14 protein-coding genes are annotated in these 26,257 nt (G+C 36.6%); all 14 read left to right on the top strand.

Translation table 11 applies throughout. From position 1 onward, the window contains the following. Positions 1 to 19: 19 nt before the first annotated feature. The 14 genes from C3L50_RS03460 (at position 20) to C3L50_RS03395 (ending at position 26,235) form a co-directional block, all read left to right on the top strand. The gene (locus C3L50_RS03460; RefSeq protein WP_103804756.1) at positions 20 to 2,335 is read left to right on the top strand and encodes a GH92 family glycosyl hydrolase; all 2,316 of its coding nucleotides are present in this window, start codon (positions 20 to 22) and stop codon (positions 2,333 to 2,335) included. 14 nt (positions 2,336 to 2,349) lie between these two features. Beyond that, on the top strand, positions 2,350 to 4,626 hold the full coding sequence (locus tag C3L50_RS03455) for a GH92 family glycosyl hydrolase (RefSeq protein WP_103805111.1): 2,277 nt from the start codon (positions 2,350 to 2,352) through the stop codon (positions 4,624 to 4,626). Positions 4,627 to 4,633: 7 nt separating this feature from the next. Next, positions 4,634 to 5,197, top strand: a complete 564-nt coding sequence (locus C3L50_RS03450; protein WP_103804755.1) for a hypothetical protein — start codon at positions 4,634 to 4,636, stop codon at positions 5,195 to 5,197. Positions 5,198 to 5,227: 30 nt separating this feature from the next. Further along, positions 5,228 to 7,021 carry a hypothetical protein gene (locus tag C3L50_RS03445; protein ID WP_103804754.1) on the top strand — a complete coding sequence of 598 codons (1,794 nt, stop codon included), beginning with the start codon at positions 5,228 to 5,230 and terminating at the stop codon, positions 7,019 to 7,021. Between the two features lie 38 nt (positions 7,022 to 7,059). Beyond that, complete coding sequence (locus C3L50_RS03440; protein WP_243400327.1) at positions 7,060 to 8,637, top strand: glycoside hydrolase family 28 protein; 1,578 nt, start codon at positions 7,060 to 7,062, stop codon at positions 8,635 to 8,637. Continuing rightward, complete coding sequence (locus C3L50_RS03435; protein ID WP_103804753.1) at positions 8,637 to 9,707, top strand: phosphatidylinositol-specific phospholipase C1-like protein; 1,071 nt, start codon at positions 8,637 to 8,639, stop codon at positions 9,705 to 9,707. The genes C3L50_RS03440 and C3L50_RS03435 overlap by 1 nt, the downstream gene beginning before the upstream one ends. 4 nt (positions 9,708 to 9,711) lie before the next feature. Continuing rightward, the gene (locus tag C3L50_RS03430) at positions 9,712 to 11,799 is read left to right on the top strand and encodes an alpha-L-fucosidase (protein WP_207764301.1); all 2,088 of its coding nucleotides are present in this window, start codon (positions 9,712 to 9,714) and stop codon (positions 11,797 to 11,799) included. Between the two features lie 193 nt (positions 11,800 to 11,992). Then, positions 11,993 to 13,816 carry a metallophosphoesterase family protein gene (locus tag C3L50_RS03425; protein ID WP_103804752.1) on the top strand — a complete coding sequence of 608 codons (1,824 nt, stop codon included), beginning with the start codon at positions 11,993 to 11,995 and terminating at the stop codon, positions 13,814 to 13,816. A gap of 51 nt (positions 13,817 to 13,867) precedes the next feature. Beyond that, a complete protein-coding gene (locus C3L50_RS03420; protein ID WP_103804751.1) occupies positions 13,868 to 17,905 on the top strand; it encodes a hybrid sensor histidine kinase/response regulator in 4,038 nt (1,345 codons plus the stop codon). A 127-nt stretch (positions 17,906 to 18,032) separates the two neighbouring features. After that, entirely contained in the window at positions 18,033 to 18,905 is an 873-nt protein-coding gene (locus C3L50_RS03415) for an inositol oxygenase family protein (protein WP_103804750.1), read from the top strand. Between the two features lie 222 nt (positions 18,906 to 19,127). Further along, positions 19,128 to 22,271 carry a glycoside hydrolase family 2 TIM barrel-domain containing protein gene (locus C3L50_RS03410; RefSeq protein WP_103804749.1) on the top strand — a complete coding sequence of 1,048 codons (3,144 nt, stop codon included), beginning with the start codon at positions 19,128 to 19,130 and terminating at the stop codon, positions 22,269 to 22,271. A 161-nt stretch (positions 22,272 to 22,432) separates the two neighbouring features. Further along, positions 22,433 to 23,578, top strand: coding sequence for an acyltransferase family protein (locus tag C3L50_RS03405; RefSeq protein WP_103804748.1), 1,146 nt, complete (start codon positions 22,433 to 22,435; stop codon positions 23,576 to 23,578). Between the two features lie 71 nt (positions 23,579 to 23,649). Next, positions 23,650 to 25,287 carry a sodium/sugar symporter gene (locus C3L50_RS03400; protein ID WP_103804747.1) on the top strand — a complete coding sequence of 546 codons (1,638 nt, stop codon included), beginning with the start codon at positions 23,650 to 23,652 and terminating at the stop codon, positions 25,285 to 25,287. 132 nt (positions 25,288 to 25,419) lie between these two features. Then, complete coding sequence (locus C3L50_RS03395) at positions 25,420 to 26,235, top strand: SDR family oxidoreductase (protein ID WP_103804746.1); 816 nt, start codon at positions 25,420 to 25,422, stop codon at positions 26,233 to 26,235. Positions 26,236 to 26,257: the final 22 nt, after the last annotated feature.

Below are 26,257 nucleotides of genomic sequence, written 5' to 3'. Positions count from 1 at the left end.
TGTCAAAAAAACAGTACCCATGAGACTAAATAAAATTTTAAAAATCAGAACCTTAGGAATTAGTTTTTTCCTTATTTTTTTAGTAGCCTGTAAAACAGAAAAAACAGCTTTTCTGCCAAATAACCAATTGGCAGACAAGGTGTATCCGTTACTTGATACCGAAAACTCGCGCTGGTTTTTCTTTTCTTCAGCTAGTCGTCCATTTGGGATGGTAAATTTAAATCCCGACACGGGAATCAAAAGTGATTGGGGCGGTGGATATGTCTATAACATAGATACAATAAAAGGGTTTAGCCATATTCACGAATGGCAAATGTCTGGACTTTCTGTAATGCCTGTAACTATTTCTAACGGAAACAAGGCAACTGTTTTCAAGGATTTCTATTCCAAATTCAGTCACGAAACCGAAAAAATAACTCCTGGATATCATTCACTACTATTAGACAGATATCAAATAAATACGGAATTGACGAGTACCAAAAGAATAGGTTTCCACAGATATTCCTTTCCAGAAAAAGCACAAAAAGCCATTCTTTTCAACCTCAATACCATTTTGGGACCTTGTGAGAATACTAATGGAACTTTAGAAAAAAATAACGATTACGAGCTTTCTGGAACATTCGAAATGAGTCCGAATTTTAGGCGTCCTAAACCCCTAAAAGTATATTTTAAAATTAAGCTCAATACGTCAATAACTTCTATTGAGAAAGATGTTGTTACGGGGAATTATTTAATCCATTTAGGCAAATCAGATGCAAAAGTGTTGATGAAAGTGGGCATTTCTTATACTTCGCTCGAAAATGCCATTAATAATATTCAACAAGAATTGCCTCATTGGGATTTTGACAAAGTAGTTGCAGAATCAAAAACCGAATGGAACAATTTGTTGGGTAGAATTCAAATAGAAGGCGGAACTGAAACCGATCAAAGACGATTTTACACTGATCTTTGGCACGCTTTGCAAGGACGAAAAATAATCAGCGATGCCAATGGTGTTTATCCAGACAACACAGGAGATAAATTCAGGATTGGACAAATACCATTGGATGAAAAAGGAAAACCCAAATTCAATCAATACAATTCCGATTCGTTTTGGGGTGCTCAATGGACGATAAACACGCTTTGGGGATTGGTTTATCCAGAAATGATGGAAGAATTTACACATTCCTTAATGCAATATTATAAAGACGGCGGCCTGATTCCTCGTGGACCAGCGGGAGGTAATTATACTTTTGTGATGACCGGTGCTTCATCCACTCCTTTTATTGTTTCGGCTATTCAAAAAGGATTGGTCAAAGAAGACTTAGAATCCATTTATATAGCACTCAAAAAAAACCATATGCTCAATGGTATTATGGGAAAAGCAGGTTACGAACACAATACAAATCTTGGCGGAGGATTGAAATATTATATGGAAAATGGCTTTGTTCCTTATCCAATTCCCGAAGGAAATAAATTTGGAAGTCATCAAGATGGAGCCAGCCAAACGCTGGAATATGCTTATCAGGACTGGACTTTGGCACAATTGGCCAGGAAATTAAATCTTCAGGAAGATTACAATTATTTTATGGCGAGGTCGAAAAATTATCAAAATGTTTTTGATAAATCAATTGGCTGGATGCGTCCCAAGAATGTGGAAGGAAAATGGTTCGAAAATTTCGATCCGTACCAATACGAAAATGGTTTTATAGAATCGAATGGAGCGCAATCTACTTGGTTTGTGCCACAAGATATTGAAGGTTTGGCTGAATTAATGGGAGGAAAAGAAAAAGCGGTTTCAAAATTAAACACTCAGTTTGAAATTGCAAAAAAACAAAAATTCACTTCTGGTATCTCACATGATGCCGAATTGCATCCCGAATATAGTCGCATTCCAATCAATTTTGGCAATCAACCTTCGATTCAGACCTCCTTTATTTTTAATTTATTAGGAAGACCCGATTTGACACAATACTGGACCAGAAATGTAGTAAAAGAAACCTTCAGCGGATTAGCTCCCAACACAGGTTATAACGGTGACGAAGATCAAGGTTTAATGGGAAGTTTGAACGTTTTGCTTAAAATTGGTTTGTTCCAAATGAATGGTGGAACAGAAGAAAATCCACAATACCAAATAGGAAGTCCGCTATTTAACAAAGTGACAATTCAGTTAAATCAGAAGTATTATCAAGGTAAAAATTTTGTTATCAAAGCCAACAATAATAGTCCTGAAAGTGTTTATATTGATACCATTAATTTCAACAAAAAACCGGTGTTAAAGTTTAGTATTTCTCAAGAGGAAATTACCAATGGCGGAGAATTAATTTTGGAAATGGCTGATAAGCCAAAACAATAAAGAAAAAAGTGCTTATGAAATCAACTGCTAAAATTATGCTCTTTTTAGGAATGTCGTTATTCTTTTGTGTAAAGACGAATGCCCAAAATCAGCTTCACAATTTTGTAGATCCAATGATTGGTTCAGAAGGTGATGGAAGAGTTTTTATTGGCCCTTCTTGTCCCTACGGAATGGTAAAACCAAGTCCAGATTGTACGGTCAGACCCAATAGTGGCTGGTTGCCCTTACCAACAGAAGTAACAGGATTCAGCCAAGTTCACGTTAGCGGAACGGGCGGCGGTCCTAAATACGGAAACATTCAAATTATGCCTTTTTCGGGAGCTTTGGACAAATTGGAGCAAGCCGCATTTAGAGAAGAAGAAAAGGTGAAGTTGGGTTATTATGAAACGATTTTCAAAGGAAGCCAGATTAAAACTGAAATCACGACTGCCGAAAAAGTTTCGTTTTATCGCATTAGCTATCCTAAAAATGCAAGCAAAGAGTTAAAGATTGATCCCGGATTTTTCTTGGGTGAATCTCCCGAACCAGAGGGAAGGGAAGCTCAACAATTTGTGGGTTCCCAAATAGAAATTGTTTCAGACACCGAAGTAAGAGGCTACAGCCGAATTCGAGGCGGATGGAATAACGGTCGTGCTTATACCGTTTATTTTTGGGCAGTTTTCGACCAACCCATTGCCCAATATGTTACTTATAAAGACGGAAAATTCTATGCCAATGAAAAGGCACAATTTGATTCCGGAAAAAAAACGGCAGCACTGCTTTCTTTTGGAAAAGGCGAAAAACAGGAACTGAACGTAAAAATTGGCATCTCGTTTTTAAGTGAATTGAAAGCGAAAAACAACATACAGGTAGAAATTCCGCATTGGAATTTTAATACCGTTTTGGCATCCTTAGAAAACAAATGGGAGCAATTGCTAAGTCGCATTACACTTGCACCCGACACTTCAATTGAGTATAAAAAAATGTTTTACACCGGTTTGTATCACACGATGATAATGCCTGTAAACCGAACTGGAGAAAACCCTTTGTGGACCAATGATGAACCTTATTACGATGATTTTTATTGCATTTGGGATACTTTCAGAACGTCAAGTCCTTTGATTACTCTGATTGATTCCAAGCGACAAGTAGAAATTGTCAACGCGATGTTGAACATTTACAAACGCGAAGGCTATTTGCCGGAAGGCAGAAGCGGCAACGACAACGGTCGAACCCAAGGCGGTTCGAATGCAGAGACAGTCATTGCTGATGCATTTGTAAAAAACTTGAAAGGAATTGATTATGAACTGGCATTGAAAGCGATGCTCAAGGATGCAGAAGTTCCACCTGGAGGCAATGAAGAGCGAGAAGGCAGGGGCGGATTGTTGGATTATTTGAGTTTGGGTTATGTTCCGTTTGGCACAGACCGAGCAGGAAATAGAACCATTGATTATGCTTACAACGATTACAATATAGCTACCGTTGCCAAAGGTTTGAATCGTTTGGATATCTACGACCGATACATCAAACAAGCCGATAATTGGAAAAATTTATGGCGTGCGGATTATGAAAATAACGGTACCAAAGGCTTTATTATGCCTAAAGATGCGGCTGGCAATTGGTTGGATGAGGTTGTTTTTGGAGAGTCAAAAATTCAAAAACCGACTTATAAATACACACCAACAATCACCGAATCGCCTTGGTATGTTTGCCATTGGTGCGTGTTTTTCTATGAAGGCACTTCTTGGGAATATTCTTTGAGTATTCCACACGATTTACCCGAAGTGGTTCGCAGAACAGGCAGTGATTTGGCTTTCCAAAAAAGATTGGATACTTTCTTTGATGCCAAATTGTATGATGTTTCGAATGAACCTTCCTTTTTAGCACCAACGATGTATCATTGGATAGGAAAACCGTATTTGAGCAGTGACAGAATCAGGGGAATCATTAAAGAGAATTTCAACACTTCCCGAGCAGGTTTACCAGGAAATGATGATTCGGGAGCGATGTCGTCTTGGTTGGCCTTCCAAATGATGGGATTGTATCCTAATGCTGGGCAAGCCTATTATTTATTGAACACGCCTTTGATTGCAGCAACTACTTTACAATTGGAAGAAGGGAAAAATTTCAAGATTATTGCCAAAAATCTTAGTGATAAAAAGAAATATATAAAATCGGCATCATTGAACGGCAAGCCTTATAACCAAGCTTGGATTTTACATAAAGATATAGTGAATGGAGGCGAATTGATATTGGAAATGGATGCAAAACCTTCGGCTTGGGGAATAACAATTTTACCACCAACTAAATAAGCAACAAATGAAAAATAGTATTCTAACCATCGTTTTATGTTTCCTATTTCAAATGGTGGCAGGACAAAGTTTTGTTCCCACAATCAAAAATAACACGGCATTGCATTATGTCTGCAAGTTACACGGACAAACCAGAACGTTGACGTTGACGGCCAAAATAACGGCAGACAAGCTTGTACTGGATTTAGATACCAAAGGCGTGAAAAGCAACATCATAATTGCGCAGGAAGGATTAAAAAACGGAAATGCTTTAAGTTTTAACCAAGGAGAAACTTCGGATGTTATTGTCTTGAAACCAACAGAAACTTTTTTTATGATTTCGCAATCAGCCTACCAAGATTTGTTGAAAAACAACAAGTTTGTTTGCAACAACACGACTTATGTTTTAGATAAAAATGCAGATAAAAAACCTTTCACAATTGACGGAAAAACGATAGATGCTTTGCACGTCCTGGCGCAAATTGACGAAACCGAAATGTGGATCGTGAAAAATCCTGATTTTCCTTTAATCTGTAAAATGACCAAAAACCCATTGGGAATCAATTTCACGCTTGTGAAAATAGTGGATTAATTTTAGTGACAAATATTAAAAGCGAACAATATGAAACATCAAATGAGTCGTGGAAAATTTATTAGATTGGGAGGTCTAACATTGGCTGGAGCATTGATTAGTGACGTTGTTTTTGCCAATGATTTCATAAAGGACAGCAAGCCAAAAATAGATAGTCTATTAATGAAAAAACTCATTTTGAATAATGATGCCAAAGTGAAAAGCTTTCTTGACAAAGATCCAATTGTAGCTAATAATCGAATCAGTAATTTTCGTCCAATAGCAGGTCTGATTTCAACTATGACGGCTTCTATATCCAATTCAGGATCTGCTTATTACAAGTCAAAAATCTTGGCTGATAAACTGAATCAGGCTATGGATGTTTTGCTAAAAGAGCAATATCCCGATGGCACTTTAGATGCGGGTGGCAACCGACAATCACCACCAGATACCGCTTTTATTTTGGAATATATTTGTCCAGCAGCAGCCGTATTGAATGAGGCAAAACAAAAGGATTTGGAAGGCTTGCGCAACAAAATGAAAACTTTTATCGTCAATGCCGGAGAAGCAATGGCGACAGGAGGCGTTCATACTCCCAATCACCGATGGGTTGTTTGTGCCGCTTTGGCAAACATCCATTCGCTTTATCCTGATCCGAGGTATCTTCGACGAATTGACCAATGGCTTGCCGAAGGAATTTATTTGAACGAAGACGGACAGTATTCCGAACGAAGTGGCGTTTATTCGGTGGTTATCGACAAAGCCTTGATTACGATGTCTAGATTGTTGAATAAACCAGAATTGTTGGATATCGTTCAAAAAAACCTGACGACTTACTATTATTACACCGAACCCAATGGCAATTTGGTCACGGTCGATTCCAAACGGCAAGATCAATTTATGAATTTAACGGTTTCCAAGTTTTATTTGCCCTACCGTTTTATGGCAATTCATACCAAGAACACAATGTTTGCCCAAATGGTGAATCTGATTGAAAACCTTCCTGATTTCACTAGTGAAACCTTGTCTGGTTCGTTGTTGTTTTTTATGGAAAATAGCGAACTTCAGCAGCAAATTTCGAATGAAAGCCAACTTGAAAATAATTTTGAGAAGTTTTTTGCTCTTTCAAACCTGGCTCGAATTAGACGTGGAAAAACAGCGATAACACTTTTTGGAGGAAATGACAAACCATTACTAATTGTTTCGGGAAGATCGTCTAATCCTAATTTTTTAATGTACAGAAAAGGAGATGCCATTTTAAAATATATGCGCCTTTCCACTTCTTTTTTTAGAATGGGGTATTTTAGCAGCGATGGCATTGTCAAACAAGGAAATAAATACATTTTGACCGAAACCAAAGAAGCCGATTATTACCAACCATTGGCTCCAGAATTTCTAAAATCGGATGGTGATTACAAATTATCTCCCTCTCAAGATGGACGGTTTTGGAATAAAATGGATTTTGATTCGCGAACCAAAAGCAATGTAAAAAAACAAGTTACCGTCATCGAAATTGCCGAAAACAATGGAACTTTAAATTTGGATTTCAAAGTTGATGGCCCACCCAATGTGGAAGTGACCATCGAAATGTGTTTTAAAGAAGGAAGCGAAATTACGGGAGCCATTATGGACGATAAGAACAATTATTTCTTAAATTCGGGATTGGGTAAATTGTCGATGGGAGCAGATACCATCGAATTTGGACCTGGAAAAGTCGAACATCAAAATGTAAATAATTTGGACAGCGAGGACATAACCTACCATCAAGGCAATTTACGCACCGATGGGATTCACGTTTACCTTACAGGATTCACTCCGTTTAGACACACAATGACCATTGGTTAAAGAGTTTAAAAAAAATGTTTTGGACAAATAAAACTCCAATGATGAAAAGAATAATTTTATGTTGCATTCCCTTTTTGATGCTTTTTTTGCTTTCTGCCCAAAATAAAGAGGAAGTAAAAAACAGTTCCAAAGATTTTTTGGTAACCCAATACGGAGCTGTACCAGATGGCAAAACTTTGAATACTCAAGCGATTCAAAAAGCCATTGATGCCGCTTTTAAAAATAAAGGAGGGCGTGTTGTTTTTCCAAAAGGCAACTTTTTGTCTGGAAGTATTGTAATGAAGACTAACGTAGAAATCTACTTGGAAGAAAATGCGGTATTATTAGGAAGTACCAATCCCAAAGATTATTTGAATATGGCTTTTGATGGAAGACCTGATTCTCCAAAAAAAGATGACAATTCCCAGCTGGCTTTAATTTTGGCACACAAAGCCAATAATATTGCGCTAAAAGGAAAAGGAACTATTGATGGACAAGGCTTAAAGTTGGCTTTGCATATAGACAGTCTTCATCACGCTGGTGTTGCCATTGACCCAAAATATAGTTTGCGTAGAAACAGACCCAACGAAACGATGAGACCCAAATTGTTTCGGTTTTCGCAATGCGAAACTATTTCGGTAGAAGGCTTGAAGTTGGGCGAAGCTTCTTGTTGGGGTTTGTCTTTTGAGTTGTGTTCCAATCTAGTTTTAGATAGTCTTACCGTGGTAAATCGCTCGTATTGGAACAATGACGGAATAGACATCACGGATTGCAAAAATGTCAAGGTTACCAATTGCAACATCAATGCCGCCGATGACGGTATTTGTTTAAAATCATATTATCCGGGATATTCTAATGATGGAATTTATATTGCCAATTGTACGATTAGATCCAGTGCCAGTGCGATAAAATTTGGAACGGCTTCTTACGGTGGTTTCAAAAATGTGGTTGTCAAAGACATTCAGGTGTTTGATACATTTCGTTCAGCAATTGCCATAGAATCCGTTGACGGTGCGGTCATAGAAAATATTGCTGTTTCCAATATTACTGCTTTAAATACAGGAAATGCCATTTTTATGAGATTAGGTCATAGAGATGGTCAAAAACCAGGAAGTATCAAAAATGTGAGTATCAAAGATATAAAAGTGCAAGTGCCTTTTGGACGTCCAGATCTAAATTATGATGTAAGAGGACCAGAGGTTGACTTTTTTCACAACCCGTTTCCATCCTCAATTGTTGGCATTCCAGGTTACAAAATAGAAAATGTAGTTCTGGAAAATATTGAAATCAATTTTCCCGGAAGAGCTTCAAAAGCAATGGCGTATGTCCCGTTGAGTCGGTTAAATCAAGTGCCTGAAGCGGTAAAAGATTATCCTGAATTTTCGATGTTTGGAGAATTACCCGCTTGGGCATTTTATGTGCGTCACGCCGATGGAATAAGTATGAAAAACATCAAATTGACATTGGATGAAACCGATTTTAGACCCGCTTTTGTATTTGATGATGTTCAAAATTTGAAAATGGAAAGGATTGATATTGCAAAAGATAGGCAAAAACAAATTATCTTTAAGGACGTAATTTTGTCAATCTTGGAAGATCAATTGTTGGAACAAAAAGTTGAAATTAAGAATAAGTAATGATTGTAAACTTTCGAAAATATAATCCTGTTCTCTTAATTTTAGTTATCATCATTTGCAGTTTTACAAGTGATGAGGTGCATCTTAATGATATTCAGGTTATAGGTAGTCACAACTCTTATAAAATGGCTATCGAAGAACCTTTGTTCCATTACTTGTTTAAACTGGATTCTTCAAGAGCAAAATCGTTGCAATACAGCCATATTCCCTTGGAAGAACAACTGGATTTAGGCTTGCGGAATTTAGAGTTGGATGTTTTTTACGACCCCAATGGCGGCTATTTTTCCAACCCAAAAGGATTGGAAATAGTAAAAAAGATGAGACAAGAACCTAAAGCTTTTGATAAAGAAGAAAAGCTTAAAAAACCGGGCTTAAAAATGTTCCATATTCAGGATATTGATTTTAGGAGTCATTATTTGTTGTTTAAAGACGCTTTATTGGCTTTAAAAAAATGGTCGGATAAACATCCGAATCACACACCCATTTTTATTTTGATGAACACCAAAGACCAAGTTGTTGAAAATTTGCGCAAGCCATTACCCTTTACCGCAAAGGCTTTGGACAGCATTGACATCGAAATAAAAAGTGTTTTTTCAGATAAACAGTTGATTACACCGGATTTGGTCAGGGGAAAATATAAAACATTGGAAGAAGCGATTCTCAAAAAAGGCTGGCCTGAATTGAAGACCGTGAAAGGGCGTTTTCTTTTTGTATTGGACGAAAAAGAGGATAAAATCAACAAGTATCTGGAACACCATTTTTCGTTACAAGACAGGGTTTTATTCGTCAATAGCCAAGAGGGAAATCCCGAAGCGGCATTCCAAATCCTGAACGACCCTGTCAAGGATTTTGATTATATCAAAAAATTGGTGGCTAAAGGTTATATGGTTCGCACCAGAGCCGATTCGGATACGAAGCAAGCCAGAACAAATGATTATACTTCGTTTGAAAAAGCCAAAGCATCAGGGGCGCAAGTCATTTCAACGGATTATTACCTGCCAAGCCAACTTTTCAAATCGGATTTCAAGATTTCTTTTGAGAACAATACTTTTGAACGAATAAAAAAATAATATAATGAATATCAGAACCCACTTTTTTAGAATCCTCTTTTGTTTGAGTTTTGTTTTTTCGGCCTTCAGTCAAGTGAAAGCTCCAGAGGCTTATGGCCCCATTCCCAATGAAAACCAAATGCGATGGCAGGAAATGGAATATTATGCTTTTGTCCATTTGTCTGTAAACACCTATACTGATATGTCTTGGGGAAAAGGCGACGAGGATCCAAAAATCTTTAATCCAACGAATTTGGATTGCAGACAATGGGCTCGAATTTGCAAGGAAGCCGGAATGAAAGGCATTATAATTACGGCGAAACATCATAGCGGTTTTTGTCTTTGGCCATCAAAATATACCGACTATTCGGTGAAAAATTCCCCTTGGAAAAACGGCAAAGGTGATATTATGCGGGAAATGGCAGATGCTTGCAAGGAATACGGATTGAAATTAGGAGTGTACCTTTCTCCTTGGGATAGAAACCATCCCGATTATGGTAAACCGGAATACATTACGTACTTCCGAAACCAATTAACGGAACTTTTGACCAATTATGGAGAAATTTTCGAAGTGTGGTTTGACGGAGCCAATGGAGGTGACGGCTATTATGGCGGAGCCAACGAAATCCGAAAAATTGACCGTAAAACCTATTACGATTGGAAAAACACCTACGCTCTTGTTCGCAAATTGAAACCCAATATCGTGATTTGGAATGATAATGGCGACAGAGCCGATCTTCGTTGGGTTGGGACCGAAGCGGGTTATGTGGGTAAAACCAATTGGAGTTTGCTATATGCCACGGGAGACGAGCAAGTGAATATGTTGCGTTATGGTGTGGAAGACGGCAATGCCTGGGTTCCGGGTGAAGTCAACACTTCTATTAGACCGGAGTGGTTTTATCATTTAAGGGAAGACAGCAAGGTAAAAACACTGTCTGAACTTATGGACACTTACTACAATTCTATTGGTCGCAACGGCACTTTTTTGCTTAATTTTCCAATTATGCCGAACGGTTTAATCCATAAAAATGACGAGAAAGCGGCTTTGGAATTGGCGAAAGCAATAAAGGAAGCTTTTGCAGTGAATCTCGCCAAAAAAGTCAAAGCGGAAGCTTCAAACACTAGAGGGAATAGTGCAAAATTCGGAGCAGACAAAGCATTAGACGGCAACAAAGAAACTTATTGGGCAACGGATGACAACATCAATACCGCTTCATTGACTATTCATTTTGACAAGCCGACCACTTTCAACCGTTTTCTGGTTCAGGAATACATTCGATTGGGACAAAGGGTGAAATCTTTTACTGTAGAAGCCTATGTAAAAGGAGAATGGAAAGAATTGGCAAAGGAAACCACCATTGGCTATAAACGAATACTTTGCTTTCCATCGGTTGAGGCTTCAAAACTTCGATTTTCGATTACAGATTCAAAAAGTTGTCCGCTTATTTCCAATATCGAAATTTACAATGCACCGCAAATATTGACTGCTCCAACAATAATCAGGGAACAATCAGGAGACGTAAGCATTATTCCAGCCGATGCGGAATCCCAAGTTTTTTACACATTGGATGGCAGTAATCCAACACCGAAATCAAAAAAATATGTTGGCAAGATTAAAACCGGAAACGGAAAAATAGCGGTCAAAGCCATCGCTTACAATCCCGCCATTGGGAAAAGCAGTGCCGCAGTGGAAGAAAAATTTGATATTGCCAGAACGGATTGGAAAATTTTGGAAACAAATGATGCGGAAGCGTATAAAATGATTGACGGAAATCCCGCTACGATTTGGGTTCAGGATAAAAATAAAACGATGCCGGTTGATTTTGTGATTGATTTGGGCAAAGCCGAAAAATTAATCGGTTTCAGGTATTTGCCAGACCAAAATTTGAAGTCCAAAGGTATTATTACGAATTATAAATTCTATATTTCGCAGGATAACATCAATTGGGAATTGGTTGATGAAGGCGAATTTTCGAACATCACCAACAATCCTTTGTGGCAAAACAAAACGTTTAAGTTGGCTCAAGCACAATATGTAAAACTTCAGGCATTGAAAAACACCAAGGATGATGCTGTCACGGGATACTCGGAATTTGAAGTTGTTACCAAGTAAGTTTCGCCAAGAAATAGGGGATTGGTTATTAAAAGTTTCAGCCACAACCCGAGCGAAAGCGAACTGGCGAAGCAATTACGCAAATTTGTATGCAGATGAAATTTGTGTTAATTTGTGTAATTTGTGGTTAACAAAACAGTTGAGTTTACCTTCGATAATATTCATACTAAAAGATAATTAGAAAAATAAAATTATGTCAAGAGTTTCGGTTTTAGTACTGCTATTACTTTCTTTCTCTGCTTGTAAATCATTATCTCAAGCAGACCAAAAAAAGGTACAAATTGCTTTTATAGCCGATGTCCATTTGCAAGATATTTTCGGAAAATTTCAAGACAATAACTACCAAGGAATAAAAAATCCTGTAACGGGAGAATATGCCAATATCCGAACGATGAATTCGCAATTGCATTCCACTCGAATTTACAATGAGAACTATTTTGCCTTTATAGAAGCTTTAAACGACATTTCGAAAAGAGGAATCAAACAAGTCGTGCTTCCGGGCGATTTTAGTGATGACGGACAACCTGTTCACGTCAGGGGATTGAAAAAAATATTGGAGAAATATACCCAAAAATACGGTATGACCTTTTTCGTGACAACAGGAAATCACGACGTGGTAAGACCTTTTTCGCAAGAAGCAGCCAAAACCGATTTTTTGGGCAAGGACGGAAAAGAACAAATCATCAGCAGTTCAAAAACCAACTTGGACAATCACGAATTGGAACCCATCATTACTTCCGACATCAAAAACTGGGGGTATAAAGAAACCTTGAATGAAATGGCCAATTTTGGTTTCTTTCCCCAAAAAAGCTATTTGTATTGGGAAACTCCTTTTTCGAGTTATGGGTATGAAGGTTATAATTTTGATCTGGCTTTAAAAGAATCCGTCTTGCAAAAAAGAATTTACAGTCTTAAAAACACCAATTTATCTCTTCCAGACGCGAGTTATTTGGTCGAACCCATCAAGGGAATTTGGCTTTTGGCCATTGATGCCAATGCTTATGTCCCCAATGAAAAATTGTCGGGTTTAATGGATAATCCACACGATTTTTCTGGAGCCAGTATTGGGTACAACAACGTGTTTGTTTATAAAAATCATTTGATAGATTGGGTGGAAAAAGTCTCGGCAGAAGCCAAACAAAAAGGAAAAATATTGATTGCCTTCAGTCATTACCCAATGGTCGATTTTAATGATGATGCCTCGCCAGAAATGAAATTGCTGTTTGGTGCCAACAAAATGCAACTTGAAAGAGTGCCGAATGAAGATGTTGCCCAAACATTTGCCGATGCGGGCATCCAAATTCATTTTGGCGGACATATGCATATCAACGATACGGGAGTGCGAACTACGGCAAAAGGCAATACCTTGTTCAACATTCAAACTCCTTCGTTGGCCGCCTATAAACCGGCTTATAAAATTCTGACCATTCATTCCAATTCAGAACTGGAAGTAGAAACGGTCGTGGTTAGTTCGGTTCCAAAGTTCAACAGTTTGTTTCCTTTTTATGAAGAAGAATATGCCCATTTGCAAAATATAAAAAGCTCTTCGATTTGGAATAAAGAAATTCTAAAAGCTAAAGATTATGAAGGCTTTACGGAATGGCATTTAAAGGAATTGGTAAGGCTTCGTTTTTTGCCGGAGGATTTTCCAATAGATTTTTTGAATGCTATTCTAAAACTTTCGGGCAAAGATTTATTGGAAATCAATAAAGACAATTCAGCTTTCGATAAACAATTATTCTCCAATAATTTAACGCTCCAAGATTTTGAAACTTGGACGGGTTTCAATATGATTTATGATTTTTACAGATTGAAAAACGCCGATGAATTGGCTATGCCCGAGATAGGAAGTAAAAGGTTGAAACAATACGAAATAGTGTGTGAACAACTCGAAAAATCAGGTAACGAACAATTTGTTTTATGGGCAAAAATTGTTCAAAAAACAATGAATGGCTTGCCTTCCAATCATTTTAAAATCAACTTGAAAGCGAATCAGATAGAACGAATAAATCCTTAATGGAAAATAATTATCGGTTTAAGTTGTAAATTGCATCTATAATTAACAAATATGAAACGTCATTTTTATATATTATTTTTTTTCTTGTTCACCTTTTTATATTCTCATTCCCAGAATATAAAATTCACGCATTATAATGACAATAATGGTTTGTCACACAATTCAGTTAGGCATATTGTACAAGACAAAAAAGGCTTCTTGTGGTTAGGTACTTTCTCAGGATTGAATCGTTTTGACGGTTATCAATTCAAAAACTATATGAGTTCTTCGGCCAGTGCCAATAAATTGTACAATGATGACATAACCGCATTGGAACTGGATGAAGAATCGAACAATTTATGGATAGGAACCCGAAAAGGTTTGACCCTTTTTAAGTTAGACACCCAAGTTTTTACCACTTTTTTTTCCAAGAAAGACGACCCCAATAGTTTGCCCGAAGAAGAAATTAGGTCGGTTTATGTCGATAAATTTAAAAGGGTTTGGGTAGGAACAAAAACCAAAGGGGTTTATCTTTTTTTCCTGGAAGAAAACCGATTTGAAAAGATTCCAATCAAGAATTTTGATTATGTAAAAGAAATTTTTGAGGATAAAAGTGGCAATATCTGGATTGGTAGTTATGAAAAAGCTTCTGTGGCCAAAATTACATTGGATACAAAAGGGGCTATCGTAAAAACCAATGATTATACACTTTCTGTACCCAATTCTAATGAGAAAAATCCTTATGTTAATTTTATTTATCAAGATGCCAAAGCGGATATTTTTGTGGGAACACGCCAAGGACTCTATAAATTTGATAAAAAAAACAACCGTTTTGTAAATTTATACATTGAAAACAAAGAAATTAGAGGGAGTTTAGGTCCTTATTTCTTGTCGGTTGCTCAAGCTCCCGATGGCAAATATTGGGTGGGTACTTTGGGAGGATTGTTAGTTTGTAATCAGTTAGAAGACATTCAGAAAGGGGATTACAAATGGTATTATTCAGTATTGTCAGAAGAAACATCCATCGTTGATAATTTGGTTTCAGCCTTGTATTTTGATGCTTCAGGAGTATTATGGATAGGAACCGAAGATGGACTCGACAAATACGATCCTTACGAAAACCAGTTTACGCTCAATAAAGACATTTCCCGACACATAGGCAATCAAGCCCCTCGAATTAGGGGTTTTGCTAAAACCTATGACAATAAAGTAATTGTTGTAACCAGTCATAATGGAGTTTTTATATCGAATGCCAATGGTTTTAAACCTTTGTACAATAACGACAAGGACATTGCCAGCATCTATTCGGATGACGGGAAGATTTTTTATTGCGGTCTTTGGAACGGGAATTTGTTGGTTTATAATTATGTTACAAATTCTTCCAAAGAAATTAAATTGGGATTCGAAACGGCTGCTTTATTTGCTTTTTGCAGGATAGGACCACAAGCTATGATGGTAGGATCTTTTGGCGAAGGAGCAGTTGTGTTAAATACCCAAACCTTAGAAGTTCAAGTTTCTAAAGGGAAGTTATTGCCGGGATTCCAAATCAATGCCATAGAAAAAGACAATAAAAACAATATTTGGTTTGCCACAGAAACCGGTGTGGTACGATACAACAATGCATCCGGCAAAATTGAAACCTATAAATCGATTTCAAAAAGGGAAAACGGAATACCTTATGACGACAATGTCAGCGATGTTTTAATTGATAAAAAAGGTACTGTTTGGGCATCAACTCGTTATGGTTTGTGTGTTTACGAACCTTCAAAAAACAAATTTAAAGTAATTACACATTTTAAGGAACTCTCTGGAAAGTGGATTACTGATATGTTATTGGATGCCAAAGGAGATTTATGGCTAAATATAAACAACAATAGTGTTGCCTGGCTAAAAAACGATTTAAAAGACATTAATATTTATTATGTCAATAGCGGGAACAGATTGGATGTTTTTAGTTCGAGTGGTTTTTTTAATTTTAATAATTCAAAAATTTATTTAGGAGGCAAAAACGGCATTATTTCTTTTTCACCCCAATTGATGAAAAAAAATAAATGGTCACCCATTCCTATTGTAACGGAATTCAAAATTCAGAATGAAGAAGTATTACCCGGGATGGAAATTAATGGACAAGTTCCATTGGTCAAAGAGTTGAATTATGAAAGAAAGATTGAGTTGGATTATAAAAATCGTAACTTTTCACTTCAGTTTTCTGTACCTTCTTTTGCTAATGAAAAGTTGAACAAGTTTCAATACATGTTAGAAGGTTTTGACAAAAATTGGATTACAACCAACAGCAATTCCAGAACTGTTCAATACACCAATCTTTATCCGGGAGATTATGAATTTAAAATAATGTCCAGCAATAGTGATGGGAAGTGGAGCAAAATTGCTTCTTATAAAATAAAGGTATTACCTCCATTTTGGTTGACGCCAACAGCCTTGTTACTTTTTTTAATACTATTGTCGGTTATTTTTTATTTTGTTAGAATTGAGATTAGAAACAGAATCCAATTGAAACAAGAATTACTGACAGAAAAAGTAAAACGCGAACAAGACATTAAATTAAACAATGAAAAACTGCGATTTTTTACGAATATTTCCCACGAGTTAAGAACGCCTTTGACGCTTATTTTAGGTCCTGCCAAACAATTAATGGACGAAGGAAATGCAAGCGAATATCAAAAAAGCCGATTCAATTTAATTCATCAAAATGCAAGTCGAATGCTGAATTTGGTCAATCAAGTACTCGATTTTAGAAAAGCACAAGCTGGCGAATTAAAACTGAAAGTTTCTGAAACAGACATTATAGCTTATTCCAGAAATATTTTTGAATCTTTCAAAGAACTGGCTTACAACAAAAATATTCGTTTGAATTTTAATACCGAAAACGAGAACATAACAGGCTGGATTGATAATGATAAATACGATAAGATCCTGTACAACCTTTTATCCAATGCTTTGAAATTTACCAATAACTATGGTAATGTCGATTTGTTCATTCGATTAAAAGATGGAGAAGATAGCGGTTTGATGGTGATAGAAGTTAGCGACAACGGGATTGGAATTCCATTAAAAAGTCAAGAAAAAATATTTAAACGCTTTTATCAAGTAACCAATAGCAAAGACCACAATACTGGTTCGGGAATTGGTTTGTCGTTGGTGAAATCACTGGTGGCGCTACATAAGGGTATAATAAGAGTGGAAAGTACACCTGGTAAAGGAAGTATTTTTACAGTTGAAATTCCAATTGACCGTAATTTTTATACTGACAAAGAAGTATTTGAATATGTTTTGAAAAACGACAACCTCAGTTTGCCTGTTCCTGAAAAGGCTATGAAGAAAATACTTCAAAACACGGACTTGAAACAAAAAATATTGGTGGTCGAAGACAATACGGAACTCCGAAAATATCTGGTGGATTATTTATCCGATTATTACAAAGTCTATGAAGCCGAAAATGGTGAAGAAGGACTGAAAATTTGCCGACAAATCAAACCTGTTCTCTGTGTTGCCGATGTTATGATGCCAGTTAAGAACGGACTCGAGTTTTGTGAAGAACTAAAAAATGACGAATTTATCAGCCACATTCCGGTTGTTTTACTAACTGCCCTTTCGGATAATGAAGACAAAGTAAAAGGATATGGCATTGGCGCAGACAGCTATATGGTCAAACCATTCGAACCGTCCTTGCTGAAAACCGTCATAGAAAATATTATTAAATCTAGAATGGATTTAAAAGCGAAATTCTCAGGAGATGTAGAAAGTAAGATTGGCTTACTAACTCATTCTCCCATAGACGAAGAATTTTTGGCAAAAGTAACAGGTTTGATAAATGACAATTTGAGTGAACTGGATTTGTCAACCGAATTTTTGTGTGATAAATTAGGAGTTAGTTCTTCAAAATTATACCGTAAAATCAAAGAATTGACCGATTTGGCTCCCAATGAATTTATCAGAACCATCCGCTTGAAGAAAGCTGCACAACTGCTGAAAACAAAAAAATACAATGTGTCAGAAGTAACCGATTTGGTCGGTTTTAATGATCCTTTATATTTCAGTAGATGTTTCAAAAAACAGTTTGGTTTCCCGCCAAGCAAACTAATTAGTTAGTGTGTAATGTTTTATGTTGATGTGAAATTATCTTCTAATTAAATCTATCCATATTTTTGATGGATTAATCCATTTCATTTTCTAATTGAAACTATATTTTTGTTTTTGTAATTTATAATCAAATGTTATGAAAAAGATAATTGATACGGATAAGCCGCTGAAAAATTTAGACGAATGGGAAGATGATTTGTTAACTCGTTATCCAGACCCAACAGAAAATACAAAAGAAAAAGAAGAGTTTAGAAATTATGTCGATTCAGAAAGAGTAGAAACAGTAAAAGAGTTTTACCGAATGAATCACACCTATCAAACCTATGATTTTGTTTGTAGCAAAGAAGAGGAATTTCTACAGTTCAATAAAAAGCAAATGTCTATTTGGGAAGCTGTCGAGTTTTTGAACACGCTGGTTGATGACAGCGACCCTGATATCGATTTAGATCAAACCCAACATCTTCTGCAAACTTCAGAAGCCATCAGAGCCGATGGACATCCCGATTGGTTTGTGCTTACTGGATTTTTGCACGATTTAGGAAAAGTGTTGTGTTTGTTTGGAGAACCACAATGGGCGGTTGTTGGAGATACTTTCCCCGTAGGTTGTTCGTATTCTGACAAAATTGTTTATCCTGAATTTTTCAAGGAAAACCCTGATTTTACTGATTCACGATTCAATACAAAATATGGCGTTTATTCGGAAAATTGTGGGCTTGACAAAGTAAAAATGAGTTGGGGACACGACGAATATTTGTATCAAATCATGAAAGATTATTTGCCGGAACCTGCTTTGTATATGATTCGATACCACTCGTTTTACTCACAACACAGAGAAAATGCTTATGCTCATTTGATGACTGAAAAAGATGTAGAAATGTTTGAATGGGTCAAAAAATTCAATCCGTATGATTTATATACAAAAGCACCAGTTAGGCCAGATGTAAAGGCTTTACTTCCGTATTATAAAGAATTAGTGGCGAAATATTTGCCAGAAAAATTGAATTTTTAGAACAATTTATTAATCCAGCCCGCCTTTCAGGCATCCCTCTAAAGGAGGGGAAGTTGCATAATTTTCCCTTCTTTGGCGGGGTGCCCAACGGGCGGGGTGGCTTTTAATATAAAATGAGAATGGTAGTGTATTAATCAATGCAACAGCATTGTCATTCAAAATCAAAGGAACGGGAAAAACTTGGTGTTAAATTGACATTGAAAGATAAAAGGATAAAATTAAATGAAGAAAATCAACATTAGAATAGTAGTATTGTGTCTGTTTGCAATGTGCGGGACAACTGTTTTAGGACAAGAAAATAGCAGACGAAATGATTGGGAAAACCCAGAAGTTTTTCAGATTAATCGTGAGCCAGCTCGAGCTGCATTTCTTCCCTATGCAGACGAAGCATCGGCAATAAGTGATAATTATACTAGTTCGCCTTGGTATTTTTCATTGAATGGCAAATGGAAATTTTCTTGGGCTCCAACACCAGATCAACGTCCAAAAGATTTCTATAAACTCGATTACAGTACTACCAATTGGAAAGAACTTCAGGTACCGTCTAACTGGGAGTTGAACGGTTACGGCATTCCAATATATACTAATATTACCTATCCTTTCGACAAAAATCCGCCTTTTATCAATCATTCCGACAATCCTGTTGGTTCTTATAAAAGAAGTTTTGTTTTGCCCGATAATTGGAATAAACGCCACGTTTTTCTTCACTTTGAAGCAGGAACTTCGGCGATGTACATTTGGGTTAACGGACAAAAAGTAGGTTATACAGAAAACACCAAAAGTCCTGCTGAATTTGACATTACACAATATCTAAAAGCTGGAAAAAACGATTTGGCTGTTGAAGTCTATCGTTGGAGTGATGGTTCCTATCTCGAAGATCAGGATTTCTGGAGACTCTCAGGCATTGATAGAAATGTGTATTTGTATAGTACGAACGACATTCGAATTGCTGATTTTTTTGCCAAACCTAATTTAGATGCGAACTACAAAAACGGAAGTTTGAATGTAGAAGTCAATTTGAAAAACCTGACTTCTGTGGCCATTAATAATCAAGTGGTAGAAGCAAAATTAGTAGATGCTTCGGGTGCAACTATTTTTGTTAAAGCTTTGAAAGTAAATGCTTCTGCAGGCAAGATCCAAACCATCAATTTCACTCAAAATGTTTCCAGTCCCAAATTATGGAGCAATGAATCGCCTTATTTATATACTTTGTTACTGACATTAAAAAACGAAAAAGACAGTACGATTGAAACCGTTTCTACTCAAATAGGATTTCTAACAGTAGAGTTGAAAGGCGGACAGTTATTGGTAAACGGCGTTCGAATAATGGTGCACGGTGTAAATATTCACGAACATAATCCAGTAACAGGGCATTATCAAGATGAAGCAACGATGATGAAAGACATCAAAATGATGAAACAACTGAATATCAATGCAGTGCGTTGCAGTCATTATCCAGAGCCTGTTTTGTGGGTGAAATTGTGTAATAAATACGGTATTTTTTTGGTTGACGAAGCCAATATCGAAAGTCACGGAATGGGAGTAGAGGGACAACCTCTAATTTGGATGAATCCAAAAACAAATCCGGGTCATCTTCCAGAATGGCATGCAGCTCATATGGACAGAATATATAGTCTAGTCGAAAGAGATAAAAATGCACCATCGGTAATTCTGTGGTCATTAGGGAACGAAAGTGCCAATGGCTCCGTTTTTTATGATGCTTACAAATGGATAAAAAATAGAGACAAAACACGATTGGTTCAGTTCGAACAATCCAAAGAAAATGCCAATACTGATATTGTTTGCCCAATGTATCCAAGTATTGAATATATGAAGGAATATGCGGCTCGCAAGGAAGTAAGTCGCCCATTTATTATGTGTGAGTACTCGCACGCTATGGGCAACAGCAGCGGTAATTTTCAAGAATATTGGGATATTATTCGCGGCAGCAAAAATATGCAAGGTGGTTTTATTTGGGATTGGGTAGATCAAGGATTCGAAATGAAAGATGAAGCCGGACGCAAATATTGGGCATACGGTGGCGATTTAGGAAGCCAAAATTACACCAACGACGAGAATTTTTGTCATAACGGACTGGTTTGGCCAGACAGAACGCCACATCCGGGGGCTTTTGAAGTGAAAAAAGTCTATCAAGATATTTTATTCAATACGGTTGATGTCAAAAAAGGAATCATTCAAATCACGAATGATTTTGGATTTACCAACTTAGATAAATACAATTTCAAATACCAAGTTTTAGAAAACGGAAAAGTTATAAAAGAAGGTACAATAGCAGTGGCTTTGAATCCGAAATCAAAAAAACAATTTACAATCGATTTGCCTAAATTAGAGTCAAAAGTGGGAACGGAATATTTATTGAATGTTTTTGCTTATACTAAAACAGGGTCAGAGTTGTTACCTCAAAATTTTGAAATTGCCAGAGAACAATTTGTTATTGAAAGCGGAAATTATTTTGCCAAAAATCAAGAAACGAATTCTTCAAAAATCAATGAAGAGAAAGTTGAGTTTGTTTTGAGTGCCGCCAATGTTACGGTTAAGATTAGCAAAAAAACAGGATTGATTTCATATTACAGTTTAAAAGGAGAAGAATATTTCAAACAATATCCTGAACCTAATTTTTGGAGAGCGCCTACAGACAATGATTTTGGGAACAAAATGCCAGTGAGAAACAATGTTTGGCGATCAGCAGGCACAAATTACACTTTACAATCGATTCAAGTGGTTGAGGAAAATGGGAAAAATTATGTAGTTGCTAAAATGAGGCTTAACGATGTTGCTTCAGACTATTCAATACAATATGCAATGAGTAATGACGGGGCTTTAGAGGTGAAGCCTTCTTATAAAAAAGGAACTAATCCATTGCCGGATATGCCTCGTTTTGGAATGATTTTTTCTCTGAAAAATTCGCTGGAAAATCTGGATTATTACGGAAGAGGCCCTTTAGAAAATTATTCTGACCGAAATTCAGCAGCCTTTAAAGGAATTTATAAGAGCAAAGTAGCCGACCAATATGTGCCTTACACTCGTCCACAAGAAAATGGATATAAAACAGATGTTCGTTGGTTTACACTTTCAGGCAGTAATGGAAAAGGTATTGAAATTAAAGGATTACAGTCTTTGTGCATGAGTACTTTGAATAATTATCCATCTGATTTTGATCCGGGATTATCCAAAAAGAACCAACATTTGAGCGACATTACGCCAAGAAATGAAGTTGTGGTTTGTGTTGATTTGGCTCAACGAGGATTAGGAGGAGACAATAGCTGGGGACAATATCCGCACGAGCAATATTTGTTAAAGCAAAATGAATACAGTTACGGATTTGTCATAAAACCAATAGAATAGCCATATAAAAATCGATTAAAATCAATTGGAGATTGTGGCAGATGCAATCATCCTTGCTCAACTTATGCCTAATGCTAATTGATGTTTCAATAAAAAATAGCATTAAAAAAGGAGTTTTATAAAGCAAAAAAGAGTAGAAAACTGCTGATAAACAATATGATATGAGTAATACTGTTACGAATGAAAGACTAATTTCTTTGGATGTACTGAGAGGTTTCGTTATGTTTTGGATTATGAGTGGCGAACACATCTTTCACGCTTTGGCAAAGGCTGCTCCAATTCCTGTTTTTGTCTGGATGTCATCACAATTGCATCATACTGATTGGAATGGCATTACGTTTTACGATATGATATTCCCCATTTTTCTATTCGTGGCAGGGGTTTCTATGCCTTATTCTTTTGAGAAAAAAATGAATAGTGCAGGTGTAAAGACTCCAATGGAATTACCATCGAAAGAAAAACAAAAAATATATCTTTCGATGTTGAAAAGGACTTGTATTTTATTGTTTCTAGGATGCGTTGTCAATGGGGTATTGCGGTTTGACGGCTATGATCAAACTCGTTTTGCTAGTGTGTTGGGACGCATTGGATTGGCTTGGTTTTTTGCAGGTTTGATCTATTTGAATTTTGATTTAAGAAAACAACTGTATTGGTTTATAGGCATTTTGTTTGGTTATTATTTAGTTTTGAAGTTAGTACCAGTCCCAAATTTTGGGGCTGGTATTTTAACGCCCGATGGTTCGTTTTCAAGCTATATCGACCAGCAATTTTTACCCGGACGATTGCACAGTAAAGTCTATGATCCAGAAGGTTTGTTTTCAACTATTCCAGCTATTGCTACAGCTTTATTAGGAATGTTTTTGGGAACATTTTTGAAAGGGAAAAATATCTTTTCGGCCAATGAAAAAATATTGATAATGCTTGCTTCAGCTCTTATTTTAATTGGTATTGGAGCGCTTTGGCATTATGATTTTCCCATCAATAAACGTTTATGGACCAGTTCTTTCGTGTGTTTTGTGGGTGGATTTAGCATTTTGTTTTTCACTTTTTTTTATCTGATAATTGATGTGTTGGGTTTCCGTAAATGGGCATTTCCTTTACTATTAATTGGCTCCAATTCTATTTTAATTTATATGGCCTCGGAAGGCTTGGTCAATTTCAAACACACTGCCGATTTTGTGTTTGGAGGAGCCATTTCATTCTTGCCACTGATTTGGCAACCTGTGTTTGCAGCAGTATCGGTAACTTTTATTCAACTTGTTTTACTTTATTTTCTATACAAGAGAAAATGGTTCTTGAAAATATAAAAGAAGTTTACCAAAAACATAAAACCAAAAACTAAACCAAAAATTGAATCTATTAACTAAACCAACCCATTATGAATGTATTACAATCAGCAGATTATGTTGTTTTTCTCATTTATTTCGTGCTTGTAACTGCTTACGGAATATATATTTATCAGCACAAAAAAAAGGCAGCTACAAGTTCTCAAGAATATTTTTTGGCAGAAGGATCTCTTACGTGGTGGGCGATTGGAGCATCTTTGATTGCTTCTAATATTTCGGCAGAGCATTTTATAGGAATGAGCGGTTCTGGTTTTGCACTTGGATTGGCCATTGCTTCTTACGAATGGATGGCCGCTGCTACTTTAATTTTGGTAGCCGTATTTATTTTGCCTGTATATCTTAAAAACCGAATATTTACGATGCCACAATTTTTGGCAAAAAGATACAATGATACTGTGAGTACTATAATGGCCATCATTTGGTTGTTGATTTATGTGTTTGTCAATCTTACTTCCATTATCTATTTGGGGGCTTTGGCGATTTCATCTATAGCTCCAGTTAGCTTTGAATTTTGTGTAATGGGATTGAGTTTGTTTTCCATTATAGTGACTTTGGGAGGAATGAAAGTAATAGGATATACCGATATTTTTCAAGTTATAGTGTTGATTATTGGAGGATTAGTGACCACTTATTTATCGTTGACTTTATTATCAGAGCATTTTGGATTTGGAAAAGACATTCTAAAAGGGCTTTCCATTATTGCCGACGAAGCACCCGGACATTTGCATATGATTTTTGATAAATCGAATCCACATTATGCTGAATTACCAGGAATGTCTGTAATTATTGGCGGAATGTTGATTAACAATTTGGCTTATTGGGGTTGCAATCAATACATTGTTCAAAGGGCTTTGGGAGCGGATTTAAAAACGGCTCGTAAAGGTATTTTGTTTGCTGCTTTTTTAAAATTGATGGTTCCAGTTATTGCTGTTTTACCTGGAATTGCTATGTATGTCATGCATCAAAACGGTATGTTTCAACAAGAAATGGTTGATGCCGCTGGGGTAATAAAACCAGATCAAGCCTATCCAACCTTGATGAATTTATTGCCTGCGGGATTAAAAGGAGTAGCCTTGGCAGCATTGACAGCAGCCATTGTAGCTTCATTGGCTGGGAAAGCCAATAGTATTTCGACTATTTTTTCATTGGACATTTATAAAAAGTATTTTAATAAAAATGCATCCGACAGAAAATTGGTAATTACTGGAAGATGGGCAGTAATCATTGCAATGTTTATTGCCGCACTTGTGGCTCCTGCATTAAAATCCTTGGATCAAGCCTATCAGTTTATTCAAGAATATGTGGGCTTCTTTTCGCCGGGAGTGCTAGCTATTTTCTTGTTGGGAATGTTTTGGAAAAAAACAACAGCTTCCGCAGGTCTTGCAGGAGCATTGTTGACTGTGCCAATTGCAGCAGTATTAAAGTTCCTTCCAGTTTGGACTAATGGCGCTTTTCCAGATTATCCTTTTTTAGACCGAATGACGATTTGTTTCTTTGCCATTGTATTCATAATGATGGGAATTAGCCTCCTAAAACCAGAATCCGAACAGCAACATACAACACATATTATAGAAGTCGATAAATCTATGTTTAAAGTATCGTCTGAGTTTATTATCGGTTCATTCATCATTAGTGGTGTATTGGTTGCTTTATACACTGTTTTTTGGTAAATTTTGGATTAATACTAAAATGAGAATGCAGTTTAAAATGAAAAAACGAATCAAAACAAATACTTATGAATTGCAAGTGAAGTAGTTTATATTTGAAAACTGAATTAGTAAAAAATTTAAATATAAAAAACTGTGAAAAACGATTTTTCATTAAAAGGAAAAGTAATTGTAGTAACTGGAGCTACTGGAATATTGGGAGAAGCATTTGTCAATGCCATTGCCGATGCAGGTGGAATTGTGGGTGTAGTGGGAAGAAATGAAAAAATAGCCAACGAAAGAGTAGCCTCAATCGTGAGTCAAGGCGGGGAAGCCATTGCATTGATTGCTGATGTAACCAATGAACAAGACTTGATGAATGCCTGTGAAAAAATACTATCCAAATACGGTAAAATTGATGGATTAGTCAACGGTGCTGGTGGAAACATACCCGATGCTGTCATTGAACCAGATCAAGATATTTTTAAATTGAATATGTCGGCTTTGCAAGAAGTAATGAACTTGAATTTGTTTGGAACCATTTTACCGACCCAAGTTTTTGGCGAAGTCATAAAAAATGGTGGAACAGGTAGCATTGTCAATATTTCGTCCGTTGCCGCCGATCACGCATTAACAAGGGTATTGGGATATAGTTTGGCAAAATCAGCCATCGATTCTTATACCAAATGGTTTGCTGTGGAATTGGGAAATAGATTTGGCGATGCCATAAGAATGAATTCTATTGCGCCTGGTTTTTTCTTGGCCGAGCAAAATAGAGCCTTATTGACCAACGAAGATGGAAGTTTGACCGAAAGAGGCAATTTGATTCTTCAAAATACTCCTTTCAGCCGTTTTGGAAATCCAGAAGAACTGACAGGAGCTTTGGTTTGGCTATTGAGTGATGCTTCCAAATTTGTTTCTGGAACAAAAATCACCGTAGATGGAGGTTTCTCTGTGAATAGCGGGGTGTGAAAAATGTAAACAAAAGAATTTC

The sequence above is a fragment of the Flavobacterium alvei genome (assembly GCF_002920895.1).
Lineage (GTDB): Bacteria > Bacteroidota > Bacteroidia > Flavobacteriales > Flavobacteriaceae > Flavobacterium > Flavobacterium alvei.
This window is presented reverse-complemented; position numbering and strand designations above follow the sequence as displayed.

Bases quoted from the DNA above. Each gene is read 5' to 3' on its own strand.
- C3L50_RS03460 (WP_103804756.1), top strand. From the start codon at position 20: ATGAGACTAAATAAAATTTTAAAAATCAGAACCTTAGGAATTAGTTTT.
- C3L50_RS03455 (WP_103805111.1), top strand. From the start codon at position 2,350: ATGAAATCAACTGCTAAAATTATGCTCTTTTTAGGAATGTCGTTATTC.
- C3L50_RS03450 (WP_103804755.1), top strand. From the start codon at position 4,634: ATGAAAAATAGTATTCTAACCATCGTTTTATGTTTCCTATTTCAAATG.
- C3L50_RS03445 (WP_103804754.1), top strand. From the start codon at position 5,228: ATGAAACATCAAATGAGTCGTGGAAAATTTATTAGATTGGGAGGTCTA.
- C3L50_RS03440 (WP_243400327.1), top strand. From the start codon at position 7,060: ATGATGAAAAGAATAATTTTATGTTGCATTCCCTTTTTGATGCTTTTT.
- C3L50_RS03435 (WP_103804753.1), top strand. From the start codon at position 8,637: ATGATTGTAAACTTTCGAAAATATAATCCTGTTCTCTTAATTTTAGTT.
- C3L50_RS03430 (WP_207764301.1), top strand. From the start codon at position 9,712: ATGAATATCAGAACCCACTTTTTTAGAATCCTCTTTTGTTTGAGTTTT.
- C3L50_RS03425 (WP_103804752.1), top strand. From the start codon at position 11,993: ATGTCAAGAGTTTCGGTTTTAGTACTGCTATTACTTTCTTTCTCTGCT.
- C3L50_RS03420 (WP_103804751.1), top strand. From the start codon at position 13,868: ATGAAACGTCATTTTTATATATTATTTTTTTTCTTGTTCACCTTTTTA.
- C3L50_RS03415 (WP_103804750.1), top strand. From the start codon at position 18,033: ATGAAAAAGATAATTGATACGGATAAGCCGCTGAAAAATTTAGACGAA.
- C3L50_RS03410 (WP_103804749.1), top strand. From the start codon at position 19,128: ATGAAGAAAATCAACATTAGAATAGTAGTATTGTGTCTGTTTGCAATG.
- C3L50_RS03405 (WP_103804748.1), top strand. From the start codon at position 22,433: ATGAGTAATACTGTTACGAATGAAAGACTAATTTCTTTGGATGTACTG.
- C3L50_RS03400 (WP_103804747.1), top strand. From the start codon at position 23,650: ATGAATGTATTACAATCAGCAGATTATGTTGTTTTTCTCATTTATTTC.